Annotated in this window: 18 protein-coding genes and 1 tRNA gene; 13 read left to right on the top strand and 6 right to left on the bottom strand. The window is 63.1% G+C overall.

What is annotated here, in order from left to right:
• Positions 1–4: 4 nt before the first annotated feature.
• Both AC56LV_RS10670 and AC56LV_RS10675 read left to right on the top strand, forming a co-directional pair.
• On the top strand, positions 5–595 hold the full coding sequence (locus AC56LV_RS10670; protein WP_499557495.1) for a response regulator: 591 nt from the start codon (positions 5–7) through the stop codon (positions 593–595).
• Positions 596–803: 208 nt separating this feature from the next.
• Positions 804–2,903 carry a hybrid sensor histidine kinase/response regulator gene (locus tag AC56LV_RS10675; RefSeq protein WP_499557497.1) on the top strand — a complete coding sequence of 700 codons (2,100 nt, stop codon included), beginning with the start codon at positions 804–806 and terminating at the stop codon, positions 2,901–2,903.
• A gap of 60 nt (positions 2,904–2,963) precedes the next feature.
• Here the strand turns inward: AC56LV_RS10675 and AC56LV_RS10680 are convergent, their stop codons facing one another.
• Positions 2,964–6,206: an ATP-binding protein gene (locus tag AC56LV_RS10680; RefSeq protein ID WP_499557498.1), complete on the bottom strand. Its 3,243-nt coding sequence runs from the start codon at positions 6,204–6,206 to the stop codon at positions 2,964–2,966.
• 270 nt (positions 6,207–6,476) lie between these two features.
• Here AC56LV_RS10680 and AC56LV_RS10685 point away from each other — a divergent pair, with 270 nt between their 5' ends.
• From AC56LV_RS10685 to AC56LV_RS10710, 6 genes are all read left to right on the top strand, one after another.
• Positions 6,477–8,141, top strand: a complete 1,665-nt coding sequence (locus AC56LV_RS10685; RefSeq protein ID WP_499557500.1) for a methyl-accepting chemotaxis protein — start codon at positions 6,477–6,479, stop codon at positions 8,139–8,141.
• On the top strand, positions 8,138–9,418 hold the full coding sequence (locus AC56LV_RS10690; protein ID WP_499557502.1) for an HD-GYP domain-containing protein: 1,281 nt from the start codon (positions 8,138–8,140) through the stop codon (positions 9,416–9,418). The genes AC56LV_RS10685 and AC56LV_RS10690 overlap by 4 nt, the downstream gene beginning before the upstream one ends.
• 102 nt (positions 9,419–9,520) lie before the next feature.
• Complete coding sequence (locus tag AC56LV_RS10695) at positions 9,521–10,084, top strand: serine acetyltransferase (RefSeq protein WP_499557504.1); 564 nt, start codon at positions 9,521–9,523, stop codon at positions 10,082–10,084.
• Between the two features lie 89 nt (positions 10,085–10,173).
• Positions 10,174–10,491 (top strand): hypothetical protein, encoded by a 318-nt coding sequence (locus AC56LV_RS10700; RefSeq protein WP_499557505.1) that lies wholly within the window; start codon positions 10,174–10,176, stop codon positions 10,489–10,491.
• A gap of 377 nt (positions 10,492–10,868) precedes the next feature.
• Positions 10,869–11,468 (top strand): DUF4114 domain-containing protein, encoded by a 600-nt coding sequence (locus AC56LV_RS10705; RefSeq protein WP_499557507.1) that lies wholly within the window; start codon positions 10,869–10,871, stop codon positions 11,466–11,468.
• Between the two features lie 45 nt (positions 11,469–11,513).
• Positions 11,514–11,714 carry a hypothetical protein gene (locus AC56LV_RS10710; protein WP_499557509.1) on the top strand — a complete coding sequence of 67 codons (201 nt, stop codon included), beginning with the start codon at positions 11,514–11,516 and terminating at the stop codon, positions 11,712–11,714.
• Between the two features lie 6 nt (positions 11,715–11,720).
• Here AC56LV_RS10710 and AC56LV_RS10715 read toward each other — a convergent pair.
• The 4 genes from AC56LV_RS10715 to AC56LV_RS10730 all read right to left on the bottom strand — a co-directional run bounded on the left by AC56LV_RS10715 (position 11,721) and on the right by AC56LV_RS10730 (position 16,585).
• Positions 11,721–11,797: transfer RNA gene (locus AC56LV_RS10715), tRNA-Pro, on the bottom strand.
• Between the two features lie 89 nt (positions 11,798–11,886).
• A complete protein-coding gene (locus AC56LV_RS10720) occupies positions 11,887–13,773 on the bottom strand; it encodes an MFS transporter (RefSeq protein ID WP_499557511.1) in 1,887 nt (628 codons plus the stop codon).
• 228 nt (positions 13,774–14,001) lie between these two features.
• A complete protein-coding gene (locus AC56LV_RS10725) occupies positions 14,002–15,321 on the bottom strand; it encodes a homoserine dehydrogenase (RefSeq protein WP_499503253.1) in 1,320 nt (439 codons plus the stop codon).
• A gap of 40 nt (positions 15,322–15,361) precedes the next feature.
• Entirely contained in the window at positions 15,362–16,585 is a 1,224-nt protein-coding gene (locus AC56LV_RS10730; RefSeq protein WP_183555505.1) for a pyridoxal phosphate-dependent aminotransferase, read from the bottom strand.
• A gap of 146 nt (positions 16,586–16,731) precedes the next feature.
• Between AC56LV_RS10730 and AC56LV_RS10735 the strand changes: the two genes are divergently transcribed.
• The 3 genes from AC56LV_RS10735 (at position 16,732) to AC56LV_RS10745 (ending at position 19,854) form a co-directional block, all read left to right on the top strand.
• Complete coding sequence (locus AC56LV_RS10735; protein ID WP_258835143.1) at positions 16,732–17,112, top strand: Mth938-like domain-containing protein; 381 nt, start codon at positions 16,732–16,734, stop codon at positions 17,110–17,112.
• A 180-nt stretch (positions 17,113–17,292) separates the two neighbouring features.
• Positions 17,293–17,760, top strand: coding sequence for a redoxin domain-containing protein (locus AC56LV_RS10740; protein ID WP_258835144.1), 468 nt, complete (start codon positions 17,293–17,295; stop codon positions 17,758–17,760).
• Between the two features lie 255 nt (positions 17,761–18,015).
• A complete protein-coding gene (locus tag AC56LV_RS10745) occupies positions 18,016–19,854 on the top strand; it encodes a PhoH family protein (RefSeq protein WP_499557512.1) in 1,839 nt (612 codons plus the stop codon).
• A gap of 82 nt (positions 19,855–19,936) precedes the next feature.
• On the opposite strand, the gene AC56LV_RS10750 is transcribed toward AC56LV_RS10745, so the two are convergent.
• Positions 19,937–20,905, bottom strand: coding sequence for an IS1595 family transposase (locus AC56LV_RS10750; RefSeq protein WP_499557514.1), 969 nt, complete (start codon positions 20,903–20,905; stop codon positions 19,937–19,939).
• A 193-nt stretch (positions 20,906–21,098) separates the two neighbouring features.
• Between AC56LV_RS10750 and AC56LV_RS10755 the strand changes: the two genes are divergently transcribed.
• Both AC56LV_RS10755 and AC56LV_RS10760 read left to right on the top strand, forming a co-directional pair.
• Positions 21,099–21,455 (top strand): YciI family protein, encoded by a 357-nt coding sequence (locus tag AC56LV_RS10755; protein WP_499557516.1) that lies wholly within the window; start codon positions 21,099–21,101, stop codon positions 21,453–21,455.
• 90 nt (positions 21,456–21,545) lie between these two features.
• Complete coding sequence (locus AC56LV_RS10760; RefSeq protein WP_499557518.1) at positions 21,546–21,947, top strand: YciI family protein; 402 nt, start codon at positions 21,546–21,548, stop codon at positions 21,945–21,947.
• The last annotated feature ends 5 nt before the right edge of the window (positions 21,948–21,952 follow it).

Genomic DNA, 21,952 nt, shown 5'->3' on the forward strand with positions numbered 1-21,952 from the left:
AGTAATGTCCGACGAGGTATGCACCACGCAGGTGGCGGCGCAGATGCTGGGTATCTCGGTGTCGCTGGTGCAGCAGCTGGTGGAAACAGGCGTGCTCGATGCCTGGAAGACCCAGGGCGGGCACCGCCGGATTCCGCTCAGGGCAGTACTCGACTACAAGAACAAGCTGGCCGGAAGCATGGGGCGCGACGCCGGCGGCCGCGCGACCATTCTCGTGATCGAGGATAACGCCATCCAGCGCGCCCTGTACCAGCGCCAGTTTGCTGCGTGGGAGTTGCCAGCGGATTTCATCTTTTGCGAAAACGGCTACCAGGCGCTCCTGCAGATCGCCCGCCGCCCGCCCGACATCCTGCTCGCCGATATCGTCATGGAGGGCATCGACGGTTTTGAAGTGGTGCGCACCGTCATGACCGACCCGGAGCTGGCCGACGTCAGCATTGCCATTCTGTCGGGGCTGCCTGCCGATGAGCTGGCGGCCCGCGGCGGCGTCCCGGCAGGTGTCGTGTTCTTCCCCAAACCGATCAACTATGACGAGCTGCGCGGCTATCTGCGGGCGAGCGTCGCGCAGCGCGCCCGCAAGCCCACGCCGGCGTAGCGCCTACCTGCCAATCCAACGACCACCATATTCGTTACTTTAATTTCAAATAAACTAAATTAGCGGATTTAAAGGTTTTGATGTAAACTCATTGTCTGCCAGGAGAGCCGGCACGAGCGCGTCATCCGCCGTTTCCATGCCGCGCGCTGCCCCCTCGCAGGGTGCCGATCAATACCGACGGAGGGCATGGGTGATTGCGGACACATCGATGAACGACATGCCATGGTGGCAGCGCCTGCAGCGCCTGGACACGCGCACCGTCAGCGCCATGATCTGCGCGGGCCTGGTGCTGCTGCTCACACTCGCGCTGGCCGGTTCAGCCTGGGTATTGCACTTTCGCGAGATCGACGACTGGGCCAGCGATCTCGACAATCTGACGCTGGCGCTGGCCGAAAGCACGGCGCAATCGATGGCCTCGTCCAGCCTGGCGCTCGACAACATCCTCGCCGCGCTGCCTGCCGACGACGGCGATCCGGCACTGGGGAGCGAGGCGCTCTATCGCACCATGAGCGACAAGATCAGCGGCCTGCCCCAGGTGGCCGTGGCCAGCATCATCGGCGCCGACGGCGCGCTGCTCAGTTCCACACGCGCCTGGCCAACGCCGGCCATCAACCTGGCCGAGCGCGATTATTTCGCCTATCACCGCGCGCACCGCGACCCCGCCCCTTACGTCAGCCGCCCGGTACGCAACAAGATCAACGGGGCCTGGACGTTTTACCTGAGCCGGCGTCGCGAAACCCCCCATGGCCGCTTCGCGGGCGTGGCGGTGGTGGGCATCTCGTGCGCCTCGTTCACTGACTTCTTTCGTTCCGTCAGCCCAGGCCAGCAGGCGGCGATCTCGCTGTTGTCGAGCGACCAGGTGCTGCTGGCCTCCTGGCCGCAGCGGGATGCCTCGATAGGCCGGCCGCCAGCAGCCGTTGCCACGGATGACGAGGCGCGCATGGTGGCGCAGCGCCCCGTACGCAACTATCCTCTGGTCATCGAAGCGTCCGTGCCCGAAGCGCTGTTGACAAGCGACTGGTGGCGCAATCTGCGCCCGCTGGGCGCCATCGCGATGACCGGCATGCTGGGCGTGGCGCTGGCCTTTGGCACGGTGCTGCGCATCGTCCGCCAGCGCGAGCGCGATGCGGTCGAGGCGCTTGCGCTCAAGGCCCAGGCCGATGCGGCCAACCAGGCCAAGTCGCGTTTTCTGGCGATGATGAGCCACGAGATCCGCACCCCGATGAACGGCATTGTCGGCATGTCCGAACTGCTGTTTGGCGCCGGGCTGCCGGCGCCGCTGGACACGTATGCACGCACCGTCCACCAGAGCGTGCTCGAGCTGCTGCGCACCATCAACGATATCCTCGACTTCTCAAAGGTCGAGTCCGGCAACCTGGAACTGCTGCCGCAGGCGTTCGACCCGCTGCGCCATGCCGCGCAGCGGGTCGACTCATACCGCATGAGCGCAGAGCGCAAGCGCCTGGCGATCGTGCTGCGTCCGGGCGTGCTGCCATCGGCCGTGATGGCCGACCCCGACCGCATCGGCCAGGTGCTGGGCAATTTGCTCAGCAACGCGATCAAATTCACCCCGGCTGGGGGCGGCCCGATCGAACTGACCGTGGTGGCACGGCGCGATCCCGACACGAGCAGCGGGTGGCTGCTGCTGTACCAGGTGAGCGATCACGGCATCGGCATCGACCCGGCAGCCCAGGCGCGCCTGTTCCAGCCCTTCAGCCAGGTCGACAACACCATCAGCCGCGTGTACGGCGGCACCGGCCTGGGGCTGGCCATCTGCCGCCGCCTGGCCGACCTGATGGGTGGCAGTATCGACCTGGTCCCGCGCACCGGGCCCGGTGCCTGCTTCCGCCTGGTCGTACCGTGCAGCCTGGCGTCGGCGCCGGCGCCCGACACCGTCACCGCATCCGGACTGCGGGCTACCGTGGGGACGCCGCGCGTGCTCGTCGTCGAAGATACCGAGATCAACCGCGAACTGTTGCGCATCCTGCTTGAAAAACTTGGGTGCCGGGTCGACGAAGCGGTGAATGGCGCGGTCGCGCTGGCAGCGCTGGAGACCAGCACCTACGACCTGGTGCTGATGGACTGCATGATGCCGGTACTCGACGGCTACGAAGCCTGCCGCCAGCTGCGCCAGCGCGAACACGCCACCGGCGCACCGCGCCTGGCGGTGGTAGCGCTAACCGCCAGCGCCATCGACGGCGACCGCGAACGCTGCCTGGCGGCCGGCATGGACGATTACCTGAGCAAGCCCTTCACGGCGGAGCAGCTGGGCGACCTCGTGCGGCGCTGGACGCAGCCGGTGCGCTGACGGGGCGCGGCCAGGCGCTGCCCGCCCTGCCCGGCTTGTCGGCGGCCAGCGACCCGGCGCTCAAGAGGTTGCCGGCACGGACGCCGTCAACAGGCGCACGGCGGCCTCGGCGGCGCGGAAATCGAAGCGCCGCAGCGGGTTCCACACACGATCGAGTATCACCGCCGGCAGCAACGGCGCCAGCGCGGCAAGGCAGGCTTCGGCCTGTTCCAGCGCCTCGGCGTCAAGTGCTTCGAGCAGCCTGGTCAGGTGCGCGTGCAGCACCGCCGGCGACGCTGCCACGGGCGAGGCTGCTGGCGCTGGCGCCGGCCCAAGATAATGCTCGATCGCGCGCCGCGCCTGCGCCAGCACCTGCGTCAATGGCGCCAGGTCGACCGCGACGCCGTCGGCGCCCGGCTCGCGCATGGCGGCGTACAGCATCCGCTCGGCCTCGTGCGCGGCAGCACGCGTGGCAGGCAGGGCCAGGCTGGCGGCCACGCCGGCCAGTTTGTGGGCCAGTGCGGCCGCTTCGCCGGGCCGGCCGGCAGCCAGGCTGGCGCCGATCAGCGCCGCGCTGTCGCCATGCAGCTCGAGGAACTGGGCCAGATACTGGCGGTAGGCCGCGCCGTCCAGCCACAGGGCGAGTCCGGCAGCCACGTCGAGCGCGTCATCATCGACCTGTGCCGGTGCCGGGCCGTCCAGGGCGCCCGCGCCGCCGCCGCCCCCGCCGCCGCTGCCGCCGATGCCGCCGCTGCCGCCGCTGCCGCCGCTGCCGCACAACCGTGCAATCAGCGCAAGCATCGCCGGCACGTCGAATGGCTTGCTCAGCACATGGCACATGCCGGCCTCCAGCGCCGCCTCCTGCTGTTCCTTGAACGCACCGGCAGTCAGCGCGATAACCGGCAGGCCGTCGAACTGCGGCATGCGGCGCAGCTGCCGGGTCGCCTCGATGCCATCCATGACCGGCATCTGCACGTCCATCAACACGACATCGGCCTGGTCCGGATGCGCCAGCAGCCAGTCCAGGGCCTGCCGGCCGTCGCCGACGCAGACGGTTTCGGCGCCCTGGTCGCGCAAGATGCGCTGGACCACCTCGCGGTTGATGTCGCTGTCGTCGACGACCAGAACGCAGACGTCGTGCAGCGCCTGGCCAGAGGGCGCGGCGGCGGCGCAGACGGATGTGGCGCTGGCCTCGGTGGACGCCTGCAGCGGCAGGCTGAAGCTGAATACGCTGCCGCGGCCGGGGGCGCTGTCCACGACCAGCGCGCCGCCCATCAGCGCGACCAGCTGGCGGCAGATGGTGAGCCCCAGGCCAGTGCCACCGAAGCGCCGCGTGGTGGAACTGTCGGCCTGGGTGAATGGCGAGAAGATCGCCTCCTGGGCACCGGGGTCGATACCGATGCCGGTGTCATGCACGCTGAACTGGAGTACCAGGGCGTCGCCGTCGCGCCGCAGCAACGTGCAGTGCAGCGCGACCTTGCCGTTTGGTGTGAACTTGACCGCATTGCCGGTGAGATTGAGCAACACCTGCTCGAGCCGCAAAGCATCCCCCAGCAGGATGCCGACGCCGGGCGGCGGCGTGTCGACGATCAGTTGCAGGTCCTTGCCGGCAGCGCCGATGCGCATGCTGGTGGCCACCTTCTCCAGCAACTCGCCCAGGCAGAACGGCGCGGTCTCAATGAGCATGTGCCCGGCCTCGATCTTCGACACATCGAGGATGTCATTGACGATGGCCAGCAGCGACTGGCCGGACACACGGATATTGCGCACCATGCTGCGGGCGTCGGCGTCGATCGCGCGCTGCTCGAGCAGATAGGCGAAACCCAGCACGGCGTTGAGCGGCGAGCGGATCTCGTGGCTCATATTGGCCAAAAACTCGGCCTTGCTGCGGCTGGCTGCCTCGGCCGCATCGCGGGCCAGCAGCATCTCGGCCTCGGCACTTTTTTGCGCCGAGATGTCCTGCGCGAAGACGAGGGTCGCCGGGCCGTCCGCCAGCTTTACCTGCGCGGTAGTCTTGTAGACCGGCACGGAGGAACCCCATTTGCCCAGGCCGATTGCCTCGAAATGCTGCTCGGTCGGCGTATCGGCCTCGATCAGTGCCTCCTGCCGCGCCAGCCCGGCCAGCGACGGCGCTGCGATCATGGCGCGCCAGGGCAGTCCGGTCAGGTCGTCCGTCGCGCCATAGCCGTGCAAGGCCCGGTAGCGCGGGTTGGAGTAAATGAAGCGGCCGTGCCGCAGGATGGCCACGGCCAGCGGCGCGTCCTCGATCAGCGTGCGAAACCGTGCTTCGCTGTCATACACGCCCTGCATGGCAGCACGTGCACGCGCCTGCTCGACATCCTGGCGCGCCCACTGCGCACGCTTGCGCTGCACCAGCGCCAGCGCCCCGCAGGCGCCGGTTGCCAGCACGACGAACAGCACGGCCAGCGTCAGTCCCTGACGCCGCAGCGGCGCGGCAACTGCGGCCGCGTCGCGGCTCAGGCCAATCACGAGCGGATAGTCCATCGCCAGCGCCACTGGCGCAATCGTGGCCATGGCCATGACCCGCTCTTCGCCGGTGGTGTAGACCCGGCCTTCGAGTACCCCGGCCACCCGGCCGCTGCTGCGATGGCGCTGATAGAACGTGCCCGCGCGCGCCAGGTTGGTGCCGTCGATCTTTCCTTTCGGCGGATAGTTCAGCAATTGCCTTCCGCCACCGTGGATAACCAGTGCCCAGACGTCGGGCGCATACATCGCTGTGCGGAACTGGCCGGTGAAATATTCGGGATCGAGGGTGGCAAGCACCATTCCCCCGAAACGGCCGGCTGCGTCCGGCACCATGCGCGCAACCGTCACCACCTGGTCGCCGCGGATCGAACGGAACGGCTCGGCCACGTACAGGGTCCGGCTGCTGGGCGCGCGGCGCACTGCAGTCACATAGTCGCGCCGGGAAAAATCGCGCCCGTACAAGTCGTGTTGGCTGGCAGCACGCACTCGCCCGTCGCGGTCGAACACCATCATCGTGCGCAGTCCCGGCATCGCGCCGACCAGCGCCGACAGACGACCGGCCAGCTCTGCATCGGCAACGGCGCCGTCCGGAGCGCTCAGGTAATCGCGCACCACGCCCTCGAGCGCCACGTTGGTGGCCTCGAGATCGGTCTGGATATTGCTGGCCAACAGCGTGGTAAAGGACAGCAACCGGGCCCGCTCGCTGCTCTCGAGGCGCTCTACCTCGGTCAGCTGGAGATAAGCGAGGCTGGCGCCGATGAACACCAGCGCTGTTGCCAGCATGGCGAACTCGATATATCGACGCCGCATGGTGGTACCCGTGAGTAGGCGGATCATTTTTCTCATGCTACACCTGGCTGGCAAAAATACGACGGATGCGTCCATGGATTGCAGCGAAAGCGCCACTGTCCCGATGCATTCCTCCATGTTGCATCACAGAAGGCACCCGGCGATACACGTCGTGACAAATCACAACACTGGATCAAAAATAAACCGATTTATTCGTTTTATTTGAGTTATTCGATTTTTTATGACATAAAATTGTTGCTGGTATGAATCAAACAGGTGGCGCACCACGCCCGCCACACCTTCCAGCAGGAGTCTGTCATGCGCAATAATTTTCCGGTCACCGATGTCGAAATCGAACTGAGCGACACCGAAACAATTGTCTCGACCACGGATTTGCAAGGCAACATCACGTATGCGAATACGTACTTTATCGCCATCAGCGGTTACACCGAGGAGGAGCTGATCGGTGCGCCCCAGAACATCCTGCGCCATCCCGATATGCCGGTCGAGGCGTTTGCCGATATGTGGGCCACGATCCGCTCGGGCCGGTCCTGGACGGGCATGGTCAAGAACCGTTGCAAGAACGGCGACGCCTACTGGGTAATGGCCAACGCTACCCCGGTCATGGAAAACGGCAAGGCTGTCGGCTACATGTCGGTGCGCACGAAGCCGACGCGGGCCCAGATCACGGCGGCTGCCGAACTCTATCGCAACCTCAAAGCGGGTACCGCCGGTAACATCCGTCTTCAGCAAGGCATGGTGCGCGCGACCGGACTACGCGGCTTGCTGGCGGCCGCAACCCATATGACGCTGCGCCGCCGCATCGCGCTGAACCTGACGGGCCAGTGCGCGATGCTGCTGCTGCTGATGGGCTTTCACCTGCTCAACGGCGCAGTCCGGTTTCCCCACCTCGAAACCCCGCTCGGCATACTGACCGGGGCCGCTGGCGTGTCGTTGCTCTACTTCTGGTACGCGTTACACGCGACGCTGCTGCGGCCAATGGAGGTAGCGCGCCAGGCTTGCCAGACCATGGCGGGCGGCGACCTGAGCGTTGAATTCAGCAGCAGCCGGCAAGATGAAATGGGGCAGTTGATGCGAGCCATGCACCAGTTACGCGTCAACTTGCAATCCATCGTGGGCGACGTGCGCACCAACTTCCAGCAAATCAGCGTGGCGACTGCGGAGATCGCGACCGGCAATATGGATCTGTCGGGACGTACCGAGTCCCAGGCCTCGGCGCTCGAAGAAACCGCGTCGAGCATGGAAGAGCTGGCCTCGACCGTGCAGCAGAACAGCGCCAGCGTCGGCCAGGCCAGCACCATGGCCGAGGCCGCCGACGGCACTGCCGTCAGCGGTGGCCTCATCGTCGGCGAAGTCATTGCCACGATGGACGAGATCTCGGAGGCGTCGCGCAAGATCGGCGACATCATCGGCATCATCGAAGGCATCGCTTTCCAGACCAATATCCTGGCCCTGAACGCCGCCGTCGAAGCGGCCCGCGCCGGCGAGCAGGGACGCGGCTTCGCCGTCGTCGCCAGCGAAGTGCGCAATCTGGCCCAGCGCAGCAATACCTCGGCGCAGGAGATCAAGCGGCTGATCGCCGCCTCGATCAGCAAGGTCGAGGCCGGCGCCGCCCTGGCCGTGCGCGCCGGGGAAACCACCCAGCAGGTGCAGGCAGCCGTGCGCAAGGTCAGCGGCCTGATGAACGAGATTGCCTCCGCCTCGCGCGAACAGGTCGCGGGCATTGGCCAGGTCAACGACGCCGTCACGCAAATGGATGGCGTAACCCAGCAGAATGCCGCCCTGGTCGAGCAATCGGCCGCCGCCGCCGCCGCCCTGCAGGAACAGACGCTCAAGGTCGTCCAGGCACTGGCCGTGTTCAAGCTGGCCCGCAGTGCAGCGCCAGCGTCCATGCCAGCAACGCCGCCCCGCCGTTCTGCGGGCGTCACCCGTGCTGCCGCGCTGCAGCTGGCCCTGCCATGATCGGGAGCGGTCGGCAAGCCCCGCCGGTTGCGCGTGCCGGTCTGAAGAAAGTCGCCGTCAAGCAGTTACGGCCAGGAATGTATGTGGAACAACTGTGCTGCTCGTGGATCGACACGCCCTTCTGGCAATCGTCCTTCCTGATCGAATCGGCGGCGCAACTGGAGCGCATTGCGACCAGTCGCGCCGCCGAAGCCTGGATCGATACCGAGCGCGGACTCGATGTCGAACCCGCGCCAGAGGCGAACGCCACGGCGCCGGCCACACCACGCGCTGCAGACGACACCGCCTTTCGCTTCCGCCCCGCCCCACGTGCCACGATGGACGACGAACTCGGCCGCGCCGCCGTGCTGCTCGACCAGTCGAAGCGTGCGCTGTTCGACATGTTCAACGAGGCGCGCATGGGCTGCGCCGTCGAGGTGCGCGACGCCATGCCGATGGTCGAATCCATCGCCGCCTCGGTGCTGCGCAATCCCGGCGCACTGATCGGCCTGGCGCGCCTGAAGACAGCCGACAACTACACCTACATGCATTCGGTGGCGGTCTGCGCATTGATGATCGCGCTCGCGCGCCAGTTGGGGCTCGACGACCATCTCGCGCGCGAACTGGGCCTGGCCGGACTGCTGCATGACGTTGGCAAGATGGCTGTCCCGGCCGAGGTGCTCAACAAGCCGGGTAGCCTGACCGAGGACGAGTTTTGCGTCGTGCGCAGCCATCCGGCGCAGGGCCACGCCATGCTGCTGGCTTCGCCCGGTGTCGGTCCGGTTGCGCTGGAAGTGTGCCTGCACCACCACGAGCGCCCGGACGGCCGGGGCTATCCGCATCGGTTGTCCGGTGACGAGCTGGGCCTGTATGCACGCATGGGCGCGGTCTGCGACGTGTACGACGCCATCACGTCGAACCGCCCCTACAAGTCTGGCTGGTGCCCGGCCGATTCGCTGCGGCGCATGGCCGAATGGGCCCGCGCCGGGCAATTCGACGAGGCCGTGTTTGCCGCCTTCGTCAAATGCGTGGGAATCTATCCCGTGGGCACACTGGTGCGTTTGCAATCCGGTCGCCTCGGCGTCGTCGCGGAGCAGCCCTGCGGCAAATCGCTGCTGCTGCCCAAGATCAAGGTGTTTTTCTCGACCCGGGCACGGGCTTATATCCGGCCGGAGTTGATCGACCTGGGGGCGCCGGGCGCGCGTGATGCGATTGCCGGATGCGAGAACGCTGCCGAGTGGGGCTTGCGAGACATTGACCGGTACTGGCTTGGGGACGGCGTCGCGAAGGCGTCGTGATGGTGCTGAACCATATCAAGTACACACAAACTGAAACAACATTTCCGGCTGATGTAATTCGATAGATTATCAAGCGTAATCATTAGTTATAATTTAACTAATATGAATAATGATTCCGGGGACGAAATGAATGATTGGCAATGCGATTTGGTTCGGTACGGCATGCGGCGGCCCTTCCTGAAGGAACAGTCGATTTGGGCGGTTTGGCTGTATCGTCAAGGACGCCGCATTGATCTACGTTCTGCAGGCCCCAGCAAAAAGTTTCAGACGACGCTGTACTGGCTGGCCTTTCGCGTAGTCGAGACGACCACGGGCGTCAGCCTGCCGAAATCTGCCGACATTGGTCCAGGCCTGCGGATCTGGCACTTTGGCAGTATTTTTATTCATCCCGCTACGAAGATCGGCGCAAATTGTACGTTGCGCCAAGGGGTCACGATTGGTAACCGTCATGTGGACGGTCCCGTGCCCGTTCTTGGTGATGACGTCGAGATCGGCGCGTATGCGCAAATACTGGGTGGCGTCAAAATTGGCAACAACTGCCGCATCGGTGCCATGTCAGTCGTCCTGACGGATATGCCGGATGGCAGTACTGCAGTGGGCGCACCCGCGCGCCTGATTTTCCAACCTCAAGCAGACGTCCCGGCAAAGCAAGCCATTTTGGCTTGATCGCGTGGGGTCAGGTCCCTGCATTCTTCTTCAAGTTCAGTCGGCAATCGTTACCAGTCACGCGCATAAAAACAGCGCCGAGTCATCGGTTGTCCGGTGACGAGCTGGGCCTGGACGCGCCCGTGGGCGCGGTCTGCGATGTGTGCGGCGCCATCGCGTCGAACCACCCCTACAAGGCGGACTGGTGCTCAGCCGAGTCCCTGCGGCGCATGGCCGAATGGGCCCGCGCCGGGCAAACCGACGAGGCCGTGTTTCCCCCTTTCGTCAAATGTCTGGGTATCTATTCCGTGGGCATGCTGGTACGCCTGCAATCGGGCCGCCTCGGCGTTGTCGCGGAACAGCCCTGCGGCAAATCACTGCTGCTGCCCAAGATCAAGGGTTTTTCTCGCCCCCGGGCTCGGGCTTGAACAGGGAGCGTAAATTACTTATCGATGAGAATCGTCAGCCACCACCGATAAGATAAATAAACAAGTAGATAGTGCGGCGACCATAGCAAGAAAACACTCGGTGCTATTCTGCAATACCATTCCCCGCAGAATAATTTCTATATTTAAAATTAATTTCCCAATATCACTTAGGACGACGTACTGGTGATTGAGAAGATGCATTCAATTAAGCATGGTTCACCAAATGAAATAAGTTTTGATTAATTTTGTCGGTAAAATTTACACAGCTACCCACTGGCAATGAAATGTATTTACAACCCATTGTAAATTAAGGATTTCATTGATCTGGCCCAGTTATTGCATACTTAAAAAGCTCATCCAACAACAGGGGAACAGTAATGAAAAACTTGTTTGCTAAACTGTCAGTGGCAGCTGCCTTGGTAACGTGCGGTATCGCTCAGGCAGCGCCAATCCCATATTCACCAGTCGGTACGGAGAACGCTGCGGTGTATTCGTTTGTTGCAGCATCAACCGGCAGTGTGACGGGCTATTTTGCCGGGGCGGGAGCAGCAACCTACATGAATGAAGTGTCCATGCTTGTCAACGGTGTAGCAACCGGCCTTTACGGGCTGAACAATCAGACATCGGTGTATGGTCAGTCATTCAACTTTGGGCCTGTTGTTCAAGGCGACATCCTGGTGTTCGTTCTCCGGAATCTTGTACCAGGCAATGTTGGCCCGTGGTATTCCCAAACTAGCCTGAATAGCGACTTTGTCAACCATGTCTATTCGTCTTACTACGCTGGCGATGCAAATATGATCGCCGGGACTTACGTCGCGTTCGAAGATCTGAATAATGGGGGTGACTTTAACTACAATGACGTGAGTTTTGTTTTCGCCAATGTCTCGGAAGTTCCTGAGCCCGCATCCGTCGCCTTGCTCGGGCTCGGTTTGCTGGGTCTCGGCGTGAACCGTCGCAAGAAACAGCACAGTGTGTAAGTAACGCTTGTTACCTACCGTCTGGCGGCTGCGAATAGCGCTGGCATGACTTATTTCCTCAGGCTGCTCATTGTCGGGCAGCCTTTTCCATTTGGCCAGCCCTGGAAAATCATACTCACACCGGCGCTTCCTGCGCTGATCGGCCGGCAGCGCGCCGGCGGCAACCCGTGCTGCGCAAGAGCTTTCGCAGGGATAAAAGCTTCAGAAACGAAAAAGGCCAACCTCTCGGCTGGCCTGACTCGTTGATTCTATTGGTCGGGGCGAGAGGATTCGAACCTCCGACCCCGTGCACCCCATGCACGTACGCTACCAGGCTGCGCTACGCCCCGACTAGTCAATAATTATATCAGAGCCGCAAAAAAAATCTTGCGCTTTTGCCATACCCATCGAGGCGGCATGGCCCGGCGCTTATTTCCGCTTACTTCCACTCTCCACGCAGCGTCATGACCTGCTGCTGCAGATATTCGGGTGTCGCCAGCTCCGGCGCCACTGGCGTACCCACCGCCAGCGACAGTTGCGAGCGCATGCCGCGCGCGATGCGCCGGCCGAACAGATTGCCCTGGTCACGCGTGAACCAGCTCCCCCACAGGCCACGCAGCGCCATCGGAATCACCGGCACCTTGTTGCGCTCGATGATCTTGGTGATGCCGCTTCGGAACTCGCTCATCTCGCCCGTCTTCGTCAGGCGCCCTTCCGGAAAAATGCAGACCAGCTCGCCGTCATGCAGCGCGTGGGCGATGTCGACGAACGCCTTTTCCATCGTCCACGGGTCTTCCTTGGCCGGCGCGATCGGGATCGCGTTGACGGCGCGGAAAATCCAGCGCAAAAACGGCGTCTTGAAGATGCGGTGGTCCATCACGAAGCGGATCGGGCGCGGGCTGGCCGCGTTGATGACGATCGCGTCGACGTAGCTCACGTGGTTGCAGACCAGCACCGCCGGACCGTCGGCCGGGATGTGCGACGTGTCGATCATGCGCACCCGGTAGACGGTGTGGATCAGGATCCAGGCCAGGAAGCGCATCAGGAATTCCGGCACCAGCGAGAAGATATAGATTGCCACCACCGCATTGAGCAGCGCCGTCGTCAGGAACAGTTCCGGAATCGTGAAGCCCTGCCCCAGCAGCAGGATCGCCACGCCGGCCGAGGCCACCATGAAGACGGCATTCAGGATGTTCATGCCCGCGATCGTGCGTGAGACGTGTTTCTGGTCGCAGCGCGTCTGGATCAGCGCGAACAGCGGCACGATGAAGAGGCCCCCGAACACACCAATCATCACCAGGTCGAACAGGATGCGCAAGGCGCCTGGCTGGCCCAGCAGCGCGAGCCAGTCGACGATCGCCGTGCCCGCCGTGAAGCCCGAGCTGGCGAAATACAGGTCAATGCCAAACACCGACAGGCCAATCGAGCCGAACGGCACCAGGCCGATCTCGACCTTGTGGCCCGACAGGCGTTCGCACAGCAGCGAGCCGGCGCCGATGCCGAGCGAGAACACGGTCAATAGCAGCACGAAGACGCTATGGTCGCCGCGCAGGTAATCCTTGGAAAACACGGGGAACTGGGCCAGCAGCAGCGCGCCATAGAACCAGAACCACGAGTTGCCGAGCATCGACAGGAACACCGTGCGGTTCTTGCGCGAGTACGAGAGGTTGCGCCACGATTCGGCAATGATGTTGCGGCTGATGCGCAGCTCGGGCACCGGCGCCGGCGATGGCGGGATGCGCCAGCTGGCCAGCAGGCCCAGCACGGCGAAGAACAGCGTCGCACCGGCCACCAGCATGATGCCGTTCGGCCTGCCAACCAGCACCGCGCCGGCCACTTCGCCCAGCAGGATGCCGACGAACGTCCCCATTTCGACAACGCCATTGCCGCCAACCAGTTCATCGGGCTTCAGGTTTTGTGGCAGGTAAGCGTACTTGACAGGCCCGAACAGCGTCGAATGCATGCCCATGCCGATCACGGCTGCGATCAAGAGCCACAGATTGTGCGTCATCCAGCCGATACCGGCCACCAGCATGATCGCGATCTCGGCGATCTTGACGATGCGCGCGAGCCGGGCCTTGTCGAACTTGTCGGCGAGCTGGCCGGCCGTGGCCGAGAACACCACGTACGGCAGGATGAACAGGCCGGGGATCAGGTTGTTGATGAGCGAGGGGTCGAGCGTGGTCCAGTTCAGCGCGTCGTAGGTCATCACGACCAGGAGTGCCGTCTTGAACAGATTGTCGTTGAACGCGCCCAGGAACTGGGTCCAGAAAAAGGGGGCGAAACGGCGCTGGGTCAGCAGGGAGAATTGGCTCGGTTGGCGCATGCTGGAGGGCTCGGGTGACTAGGATGCCGTAATGTACAACGGCAAGCACGGCCGAACAAAGCATGTTTCTCATATTCATGCTTGCGTATTCGCATCTGATACCGGAGGTCGTGACCGGCGATACGAAACAGCCCTGAAGAATCATGCGGCACTAATCACGCGGCACTACGCGGCCCGCATGACGCGGGTGACCCTGAGCAAAGCGGCCACCCGATGGTTCGGCTTTGCCTAGCCCAGCGATTCCAGGCGAATCCGCGTCACCTTGCCAATCACGGCCGGCATCGCCTCGATTCTGGCAATCGCCGCATCGATGCTCTTCTCCTGCGTCTGGTGCGTGAGCATGATGATGTCGATATTGGTCTGGTTGCCCGGCTCTTTCTGCAGCACGGCGTCGATCGAGATATTGCCGTCGGCCAGGATGCGCGTCAGGTCGGCCATCACGCCCAGCTGATCCTGCACGTGCACGCGCAGGTAGTAGCTGGTGGTGATGTCGGCCATCGGCATGATCGTCACGTCGCTCATCTGGTTCGGCTGGAACGCCAGGTGCGGCACGCGGCCGGATGGGTCCACGGTGGCCAGGCGCGTCACATCGACCAGGTCGGCGATCACGGCCGATGCGGTTGGCTCTGCGCCAGCGCCCTTGCCGTAGTACAGCGTGACGCCCAGGGCATCTGCATGCACCAGCACGGCGTTCATCGCGCCCTCGACATTGGCGATCAGGCGCGCGGCCGGGATCAGGGTCGGGTGCACGCGCAGCTCGATGCCTTCGCCGGCGGCAGTCGTGGTGCGGCGGGTGATGCCCAGCAGCTTGATGCGATAGCCCAATTGTTCGGCGTAGCGGATGTCCACCGCCTGCAACTGGCTGATGCCTTCCACGTAGGCCTTGTCGAACTGGACCGGGATGCCGAAGGCAATGGCCGACATGATCGTCAGCTTGTGCGCAGCATCGACGCCCTCGATGTCGAAGGTCGGATCGGCCTCGGCGTAGCCCAGCGCCTGCGCCTGGGCCAGCACGGTGGCGAAGTCCAGGCCCTTGTCGCGCATCTCGGACAGGATGAAGTTGGTGGTGCCGTTGATGATGCCGGCCACCGATTCGATGCGGTTGGCAGTCAGGCCTTCGCGCAGCGCCTTGATGATCGGGATGCCGCCGGCCACGGCCGCCTCGAAGGCGACGATCACGCCCTTCTCTTGTGCGGCCGCGAAAATCTCGTTGCCGTGCAGCGCCACCAGCGCCTTGTTGGCGGTGACCACATGCTTGCCGTTGGCAATGGCTTGCAGCACCAGTTCGCGCGACAGCTCGTAGCCGCCGATCAGCTCGACGACGATGTCGATATCGGGATGGTTCACCACGGCGAACGGGTCGCTGACGACCTCGACGCCATCGCCGGTGACCGTGCGTGCGCGCTCGGTATTGCGCGCGGCGACCATCGTCACTTCGATGCCGCGGCCGGCGCGGCGGCGGATGTCTTCCTGGTTGCGCTTGAGTACGTTAAAGGTACCGGCACCAACGGTGCCGATGCCCAGCAGGCCAACTTGAATCGGTTTCATAAAATCTGTTTCTCGTGAGGTCTGGGCGCGACGCGCTGAATCAGGCGTGGCGCCGTCGGTAACCGTCGAGGAAGCGCGCAATGCGTCCGCAAGCGTCGGTCAGGTCGTCGGAATTAGGCAGGAACACCAGCCGGAAATGGTCCGGGGCGATCCAGTTGAAGCCGGTGCCTTGCACCAGCAGCACTTTTTCCTCGGTCAGCAGTTCGCAAATGAACTGCTGGTCGTCCGTGATCGGGTACATCTTCGGATCGAGGCGCGGGAACATGTAGAGCGCAGCTTTTGGCTTCACGCAGGACACGCCCGGTATATCGGTAAGCAATTTGTAGGCGAGATCGCGCTGCCGGAGCAGACGGCCGCCTGGTCCCACCAGGTCATTGATGCTCTGGTGGCCGCCCAGCGCGGTCTGGATCGCGAACTGGCCCGGGGCGTTGGCGCACAGACGCATCGAGGCCAGCATGTTCAGGCCGTCGATATAGCCTTTGGCATGACGCTTCTCGCCCGAGACCACCATCCAGCCGGCGCGGTAGCCGCACGAGCGGTAGTTCTTCGACAGGCCGTTCAGAGTCACGAACAGCACGTCGTCGGCCAGCGACGCCATTGAGACGTGCTCGGCCATGTCGTACAGCGTCTTGTCGTAGATTTCGTCGGCGTAGATGATCAGCTGGTGCTGGCGCGCCAGCTCAATGATCTCGAGCAGCACTTCGCGCGGATACAGGGCGCCGGTCGGGTTGTTCGGGTTGATGACGACGATGGCGCGCGTGTTTGGCGTGATCTTGCTGCGCATGTCGGCGATGTCGGGCATCCAGCCAGCGCCTTCATCGCAGATGTAGTGGCGCGGCGCACCGCCGGCCAGGCTCACGGCGGCGGTCCACAGCGGATAGTCGGGCGCCGGCACCAGTACCTCATCGCCATTGTTCAGCAAGCCCTGCATCGACATGACGATGAGTTCGGACGCCCCGTTGCCCAGGTAGATGTCGTCGATCGTCACGCCGGTGATGTTTTTCTCTTGCGTGTAGTGCATGATCGCCTTGCGCGGCGCGAACATGCCTTTGGAGTCCGTATAGCCGGCCGCGCCATGCATATTGCGGATCATGTCGCTGACGATCTCGTCCGGCGCATCGAAGCCGAACACGGCGAGGTTGCCGATATTGAGCTTGATGATTTTCTGGCCGTCTTCTTCCATCTGGCGCGCCTGCTCCAGGGCCGGTCCGCGGATCTCGTAGCAGACGTCGTCGAGCTTGTTCGATTTGGCAATCGGTCGCACAGTATCCCCTGGAAAAACGCCTGCACTGTTGCAGTGCGCAAAAATACCATTCTGCCCAAAGCGCACGGTTTAGGCAACCTTGCCGATCCGGTTACAATGGGCATCCGCACAGTCACCGCTTACCAGCGTCTACTTCGCCTATCGCCATGAAGCTCCATTCCGACAATACCCAGCAATACCAGACCGTCACCGGCGTCGATGCCAGCGGCGTCGAGATCAATGCCCAGCGCTACGATTACAGCCTGACGCTGCTGCCCGAGGTCCCGCCGCGTCCCTGGAACGTGACCGATTTCGACCAGCTCACCGCCGCCCACTTTGATGAACTGGCGCAGGATGCGCCGGACGTCGTCATCCTCGGCACCGGCGCGCGCCAGCGCTTCGTGCACCCGCGCCTGGTCACCAGCCTGTCGAGCCGGCACATCGGCGTGGAAAGCATGGACAACGGCGCCGCCTGCCGCACATATAACGTGCTGATGGGCGAAGGCCGCAAGGTTACGCTGGCTCTGATCCTCGAACGCACCGCCTGAATCGCTACAAGGGCGGTTCAACAGGGCCGCAAACGTTTCAATCCGGGTAAATATTGCGATTCTGCCCACAAGAGTACTAGCGGCAGATAGCGCCCACGGATTATCATGGGGTGCCGCTCCCCGCCATGGCGCGCCGGGAGGGTCACCCTGCAGCTGCGCTGCGACCGTCAGGAGAAACCCGTGGCCGAGAGCCAACTTGCAACCTTTGCCCCCTTCACCGCCCCGATGACGGGCGAGAAACCGTTCGAACTGCTCGGCCGTCCCGCCAAGTACACGGTGCTGTACTTTTACCCGAAGGACAATACCCCTGGCTGCACCACCGAGAGCATTGCCTTTCGCGAAGCCTATCCCGAGTTCCAGGCACTGGGCGCCGACATCTACGGCTTGTCCCGCGATTCACTGCGCTCGCACGAGAACTTCAAGTCCAAGCTTGGCCTGCCGTTCGAACTGATCTCGGACGCCGATGAAGCCGTGTGCACGCAGTTCGACGTCATGAAGATGAAGAACATGTATGGCAAGAAAGTACGGGGGGTCGAGCGCAGTACGTTTGTCATTGACGCTCAAGGCCGATTGGTGAAAGAATGGCGTGGCGTGAAGGTCAGTGACCATGTGACTGAAGTGCTGGAATTTCTGAAGAGCCAGCCCTGACAATGGATGGCTCCAGTTTGTTCAACCTGCTGGATCGCTGCCACTTATTTTGAGTCGACCTGTAATTCAACCTGTCCTGCATCTGCACTATCCCCACCCGGTTGCCCACCGGGCCGGCGCATTTCCCGGCTCGGCCGTGTTGCAACAGTTCAACCGTAACTCCCCTTATCCCTGTTTAGTTGCGTCATTCCGTGCGCCAGCGCCATGTGGCCCGCGCGCGCACGGTCTTCCAGACTTTTTTAGATTGAGAACCTGATGCCACTGCCAAAAATGCCAAATGAGCCAGCAACCATGCTGCTGGTCAAAGATTACCCCAAGGCCGAACCCGGTCGTTCGCCGGTGCGTTCGATCTCGGCCAAGCCCGATCCCGAAGTCGATGACCTGATCAGCGGTCAAGCCGTGCCGACGCCGAAGTCGCGTGCACGCCGCAAAGCGCAAGACACCCTCGCCGCTGCGCAAGCACCCGTGCGTGCGGCGCCAGTTGCCGAAGTGAAGCCTCAGGCTGCGCCCGAAGTTGCACCAAAAGCTGCATCTCAAGCTGCGCCCCAAGCTGCACCTCAGGCACCCAACGTTGCCCCGATCTCGGCCAAGCTTCGCGATCAGGATGCCGAACAACTGCATTCCACCAAGCAGAAGCCCGTGGAAGCGCCAGTCAAATCGTCCACCAGTCGCAAGGCCGACCGCTCGGGCCTGACCAAGGTGTTCGTGCTCGACACCAATGTGCTGATGCATGACCCAAGCTCGCTGTTCAGGTTCGAGGAACACGACGTCTATCTGCCGATGATGACGCTCGAGGAGCTCGACAACCACAAGAAGGGCATGTCCGAAGTGGCGCGCAATGCACGCCAGGTCTCGCGCACGCTTGACGCGCTGATCGCCAACGTCGACGACGACGCGATCGAGTCCGGCATTCCGCTGTCCAAGCTGGGCAACAAGGATGCCAAGGGCCGCCTGTTGTTCCAGACCCGCCTGACCAGCGCGCCGCTGCCGGAAGGCCTGCCGGAAGGCAAAGCCGACAACCAGATCCTGGGCGTCGTGCGCGCACTCGAGCAGCAGCAGGCGGGCCGCGCGATCGTGCTGGTGTCGAAAGACATCAATATGCGCATCAAGGCGCGCGCCATCGGCTTGCCGGCCGAAGATTACTTCAACGACCACGTGCTGGAAGACAGCGACCTGCTGTACTCGGGCATCGTCCAGCTGCCGGACAACTTCTGGGACACGCACGGCAAGGACGTCGAATCGTGGCAAGAGAACAAGCAAGGCAACTCGGCGACCTACTACCGCGTGACCGGGCCCTTGATCCCGACGCTGCTGGCGAACCAGTTCGTCTACATGGAGCCGAAGGATGGCCAGTCGCCGCTGTACGCCCAGGTCAAGCAGATCGACGGCAAGACCGCCGTGCTGCAAACCCTGCGCGACTATAGCCACAACAAGAACAATGTGTGGGGCATCACGGCGCGCAACCGCGAGCAGAACTTCGCACTGAACCTGTTGATGAATCCGGAGTGCGACTTCGTCACGCTGCTGGGCCAGGCCGGTACCGGCAAGACCCTGCTGGCCCTGGCCGCCGGCCTGGCGCAAGTGCTCGAGACCAAGCTCTACAACGAGATCATCGTCACCCGCGTGACGGTGCCGGTCGGTGAAGACATCGGCTTCCTGCCAGGTACCGAGGAAGAAAAAATGTCGCCATGGATGGGCGCCTTCGACGACAACCTCGAAGTGCTGATGAAGTCCGACGGCGATGCTGGCGACTGGGGCCGCGCGGCAACGCAGGACCTGATCCGCTCGCGCATCAAGATCAAGTCGCTCAATTTCATGCGTGGCCGCACGTTCGTCAACAAGTTCCTCATCATCGACGAAGCGCAGAACCTGACGCCCAAGCAGATGAAGACACTCGTCACGCGCGCTGGTCCTGGCACCAAGATCCTGTGCCTGGGTAATATCGCGCAGATCGACACGCCATACCTCACCGAAGGCTCGAGCGGCCTGACCTATGTGGTCGACCGCTTCAAGGGCTGGAACCACGGTGGCCACGTCACGCTGGCACGCGGCGAACGCTCGCGCCTGGCCGACCACGCCAGCGACGTGCTGTAATCGTTGTGCCGCCTGCCTCGTGCAGGCGCAGTCCACGAACGCCCGCCCTTACCGGCGGGCGTTTTTTTTGGCTCAGTCAGCGTTATCTATTGATGACACTGATGGCAATACTAAGCAATTGTTCTGGTGAAAAAATCCGCTCACCATCCAGCGCCCAGCGCCAGCCCAGATAATTGGACAGATAGCGCGACGCCACGCCACGAAAGCCTTGTAGCCAGGCCTTGAAACGCTGGTGGTAGGCATTCACGTTCTGCACATGGATGGCAAGGTTGCCCAGCCGCCTCGCACGCACCCTGGCGCGCAAATTGACCGTCTCGTGCGCGATCCTGTGCTTGCGCGCAAAGGCACGGTAGGAAGCATGGCTGTCACTGACCAGCAACGCCTGCGGATCGAGCCTGGGGAGCAAGTCACGCTCGAGTTGCGCAGCTGTGAGCGCCCCGCGGCCAGTGACGGCATCGACCGTGCGCCCTTCACGGTCGCGCGCGACCAGGATGCAATCGAGTTCGCTGGAAATGCCCCGCTTGGCAGCATGGCCGCCGCGGTGGCGCGCTGGCCGATCGAGCGTGCGTGAACCTTTTTGTGACTCGAGCAAAAACGTTTCGTCGGCCTCGACGATGCCCTTGAGAGATGCTGGCCGGTCGAACTTGACCCAGTGCAGGAAGCGGTGGCGCCAGCGAAAAGCGGTGTTGCGGTGTACGCCGACCCGATCTGCGGCCGTGCGCACGGGGAGTGAATCGAGCAGCACTTGAGAATAGGCGAGCCATCTGGCTTTGAGCCTCAACCGCGCCAGCGGCGTGCCGGTGAGGTCGTTAAAGGTGCGGCCGCAGGAACAGCAACGGTAGCGCTGCAAGTCGTTGGCAAAACCATGCCGGTAGCAGTGCTCGTTGCCGCATCTGGGGCAGCAGCGGTCTGGTGCTCTGACCTCACTGATGAGCGCAACCACCTGATCGAGCCCGGCTGCAGGATGCAGTGCATCGAGCACTTGCCGGCGCTGCGGCCCGTTCAGCGAAGGCAGTTTTGCGAACCAGCCCTTGAAACGTGGCGCTTTCATGATCGACTCCTGACGCTGGGGACGGGGGTTGGACCACGGTCCCTCTCATCAGTTCAAAGCGCTCCTCTATTTAACGTTGACTGCGCCTTTTTTTGGCGCAGTCAGCGCTATCTGTCGGTGATCCTGATCGCAATGTGCATCAATCGCGCTACCATATTCACAAGAGCCACCACACCATCATTGGAGAATCGACGTGCCACACATGCTCCTGATCCACGAAGCGATCGGCCAGCGCGCCACGCGCACCGATGCCGAAGGCCGCGCCCGGTACGAAGAGATGCTGCGCTGGGGTGACGACCTCAAGACGCGTGGCCTGCTGCTGGCTGCCGAATCGCTCGCTCCTGCCGCGAACTCCGCCCGCGTCACACTGCTCGAGGGCAAGGCCCGCATCGTCGACGGCCCTTTTGCCGAAACCAAAGAGATGATTGGAGGCTTCTTCCTGGTCGATATCGGCACGCGCGAAGAAGCCATCGCGCTGGCGGCCGAATGCCCGGCCGCCGCCTGGGCCACGGTCGAAGTGCGCGCACTTGCGCCGTGCTACGTGCGCTGATTTTTTTCACCGCCGTTGTCGAATGCAGGTGGCGCCGTTCGTCGTCGTATCAGGAGGCCGACCACCGGACTCCATCCACAGGAGAACACCATGCGTTTCATGATCATCGTCAAAGCCAATGCCGACACCGAAGCGGGCGTCATGCCGCCGGAACCCCTGATCGCCGCCATGCTCGACTACAATCAGGAGCTCGCCGCCGCCGGCGTGCTGCTCGACGGTAGCGGCCTGAAGCCCACCAGCCAGGGCTGGCGTATCCGCTACGAGGGTAACGAGCGGCGCGTCATCGACGGTCCGTTCACCGAAACCAAAGAACTGATCGCCGGCTATACGCTGATCCAGGTCGGCTCGCGTGAGGAAGCCATGGAATGGAGCCGGCGTTTCCCCAACCCGCACGGGCCAGGGGCACCGGCCGAGATCGAGGTCCGCCCGATGTACGAGCTCGCGGATTTTCCGCCATCCCCGTCCATCGAGCGCATGTGCGCGATGTCGTAGGGGCG

Source organism: Telluria sp. RB2R28, assembly GCF_059685835.1.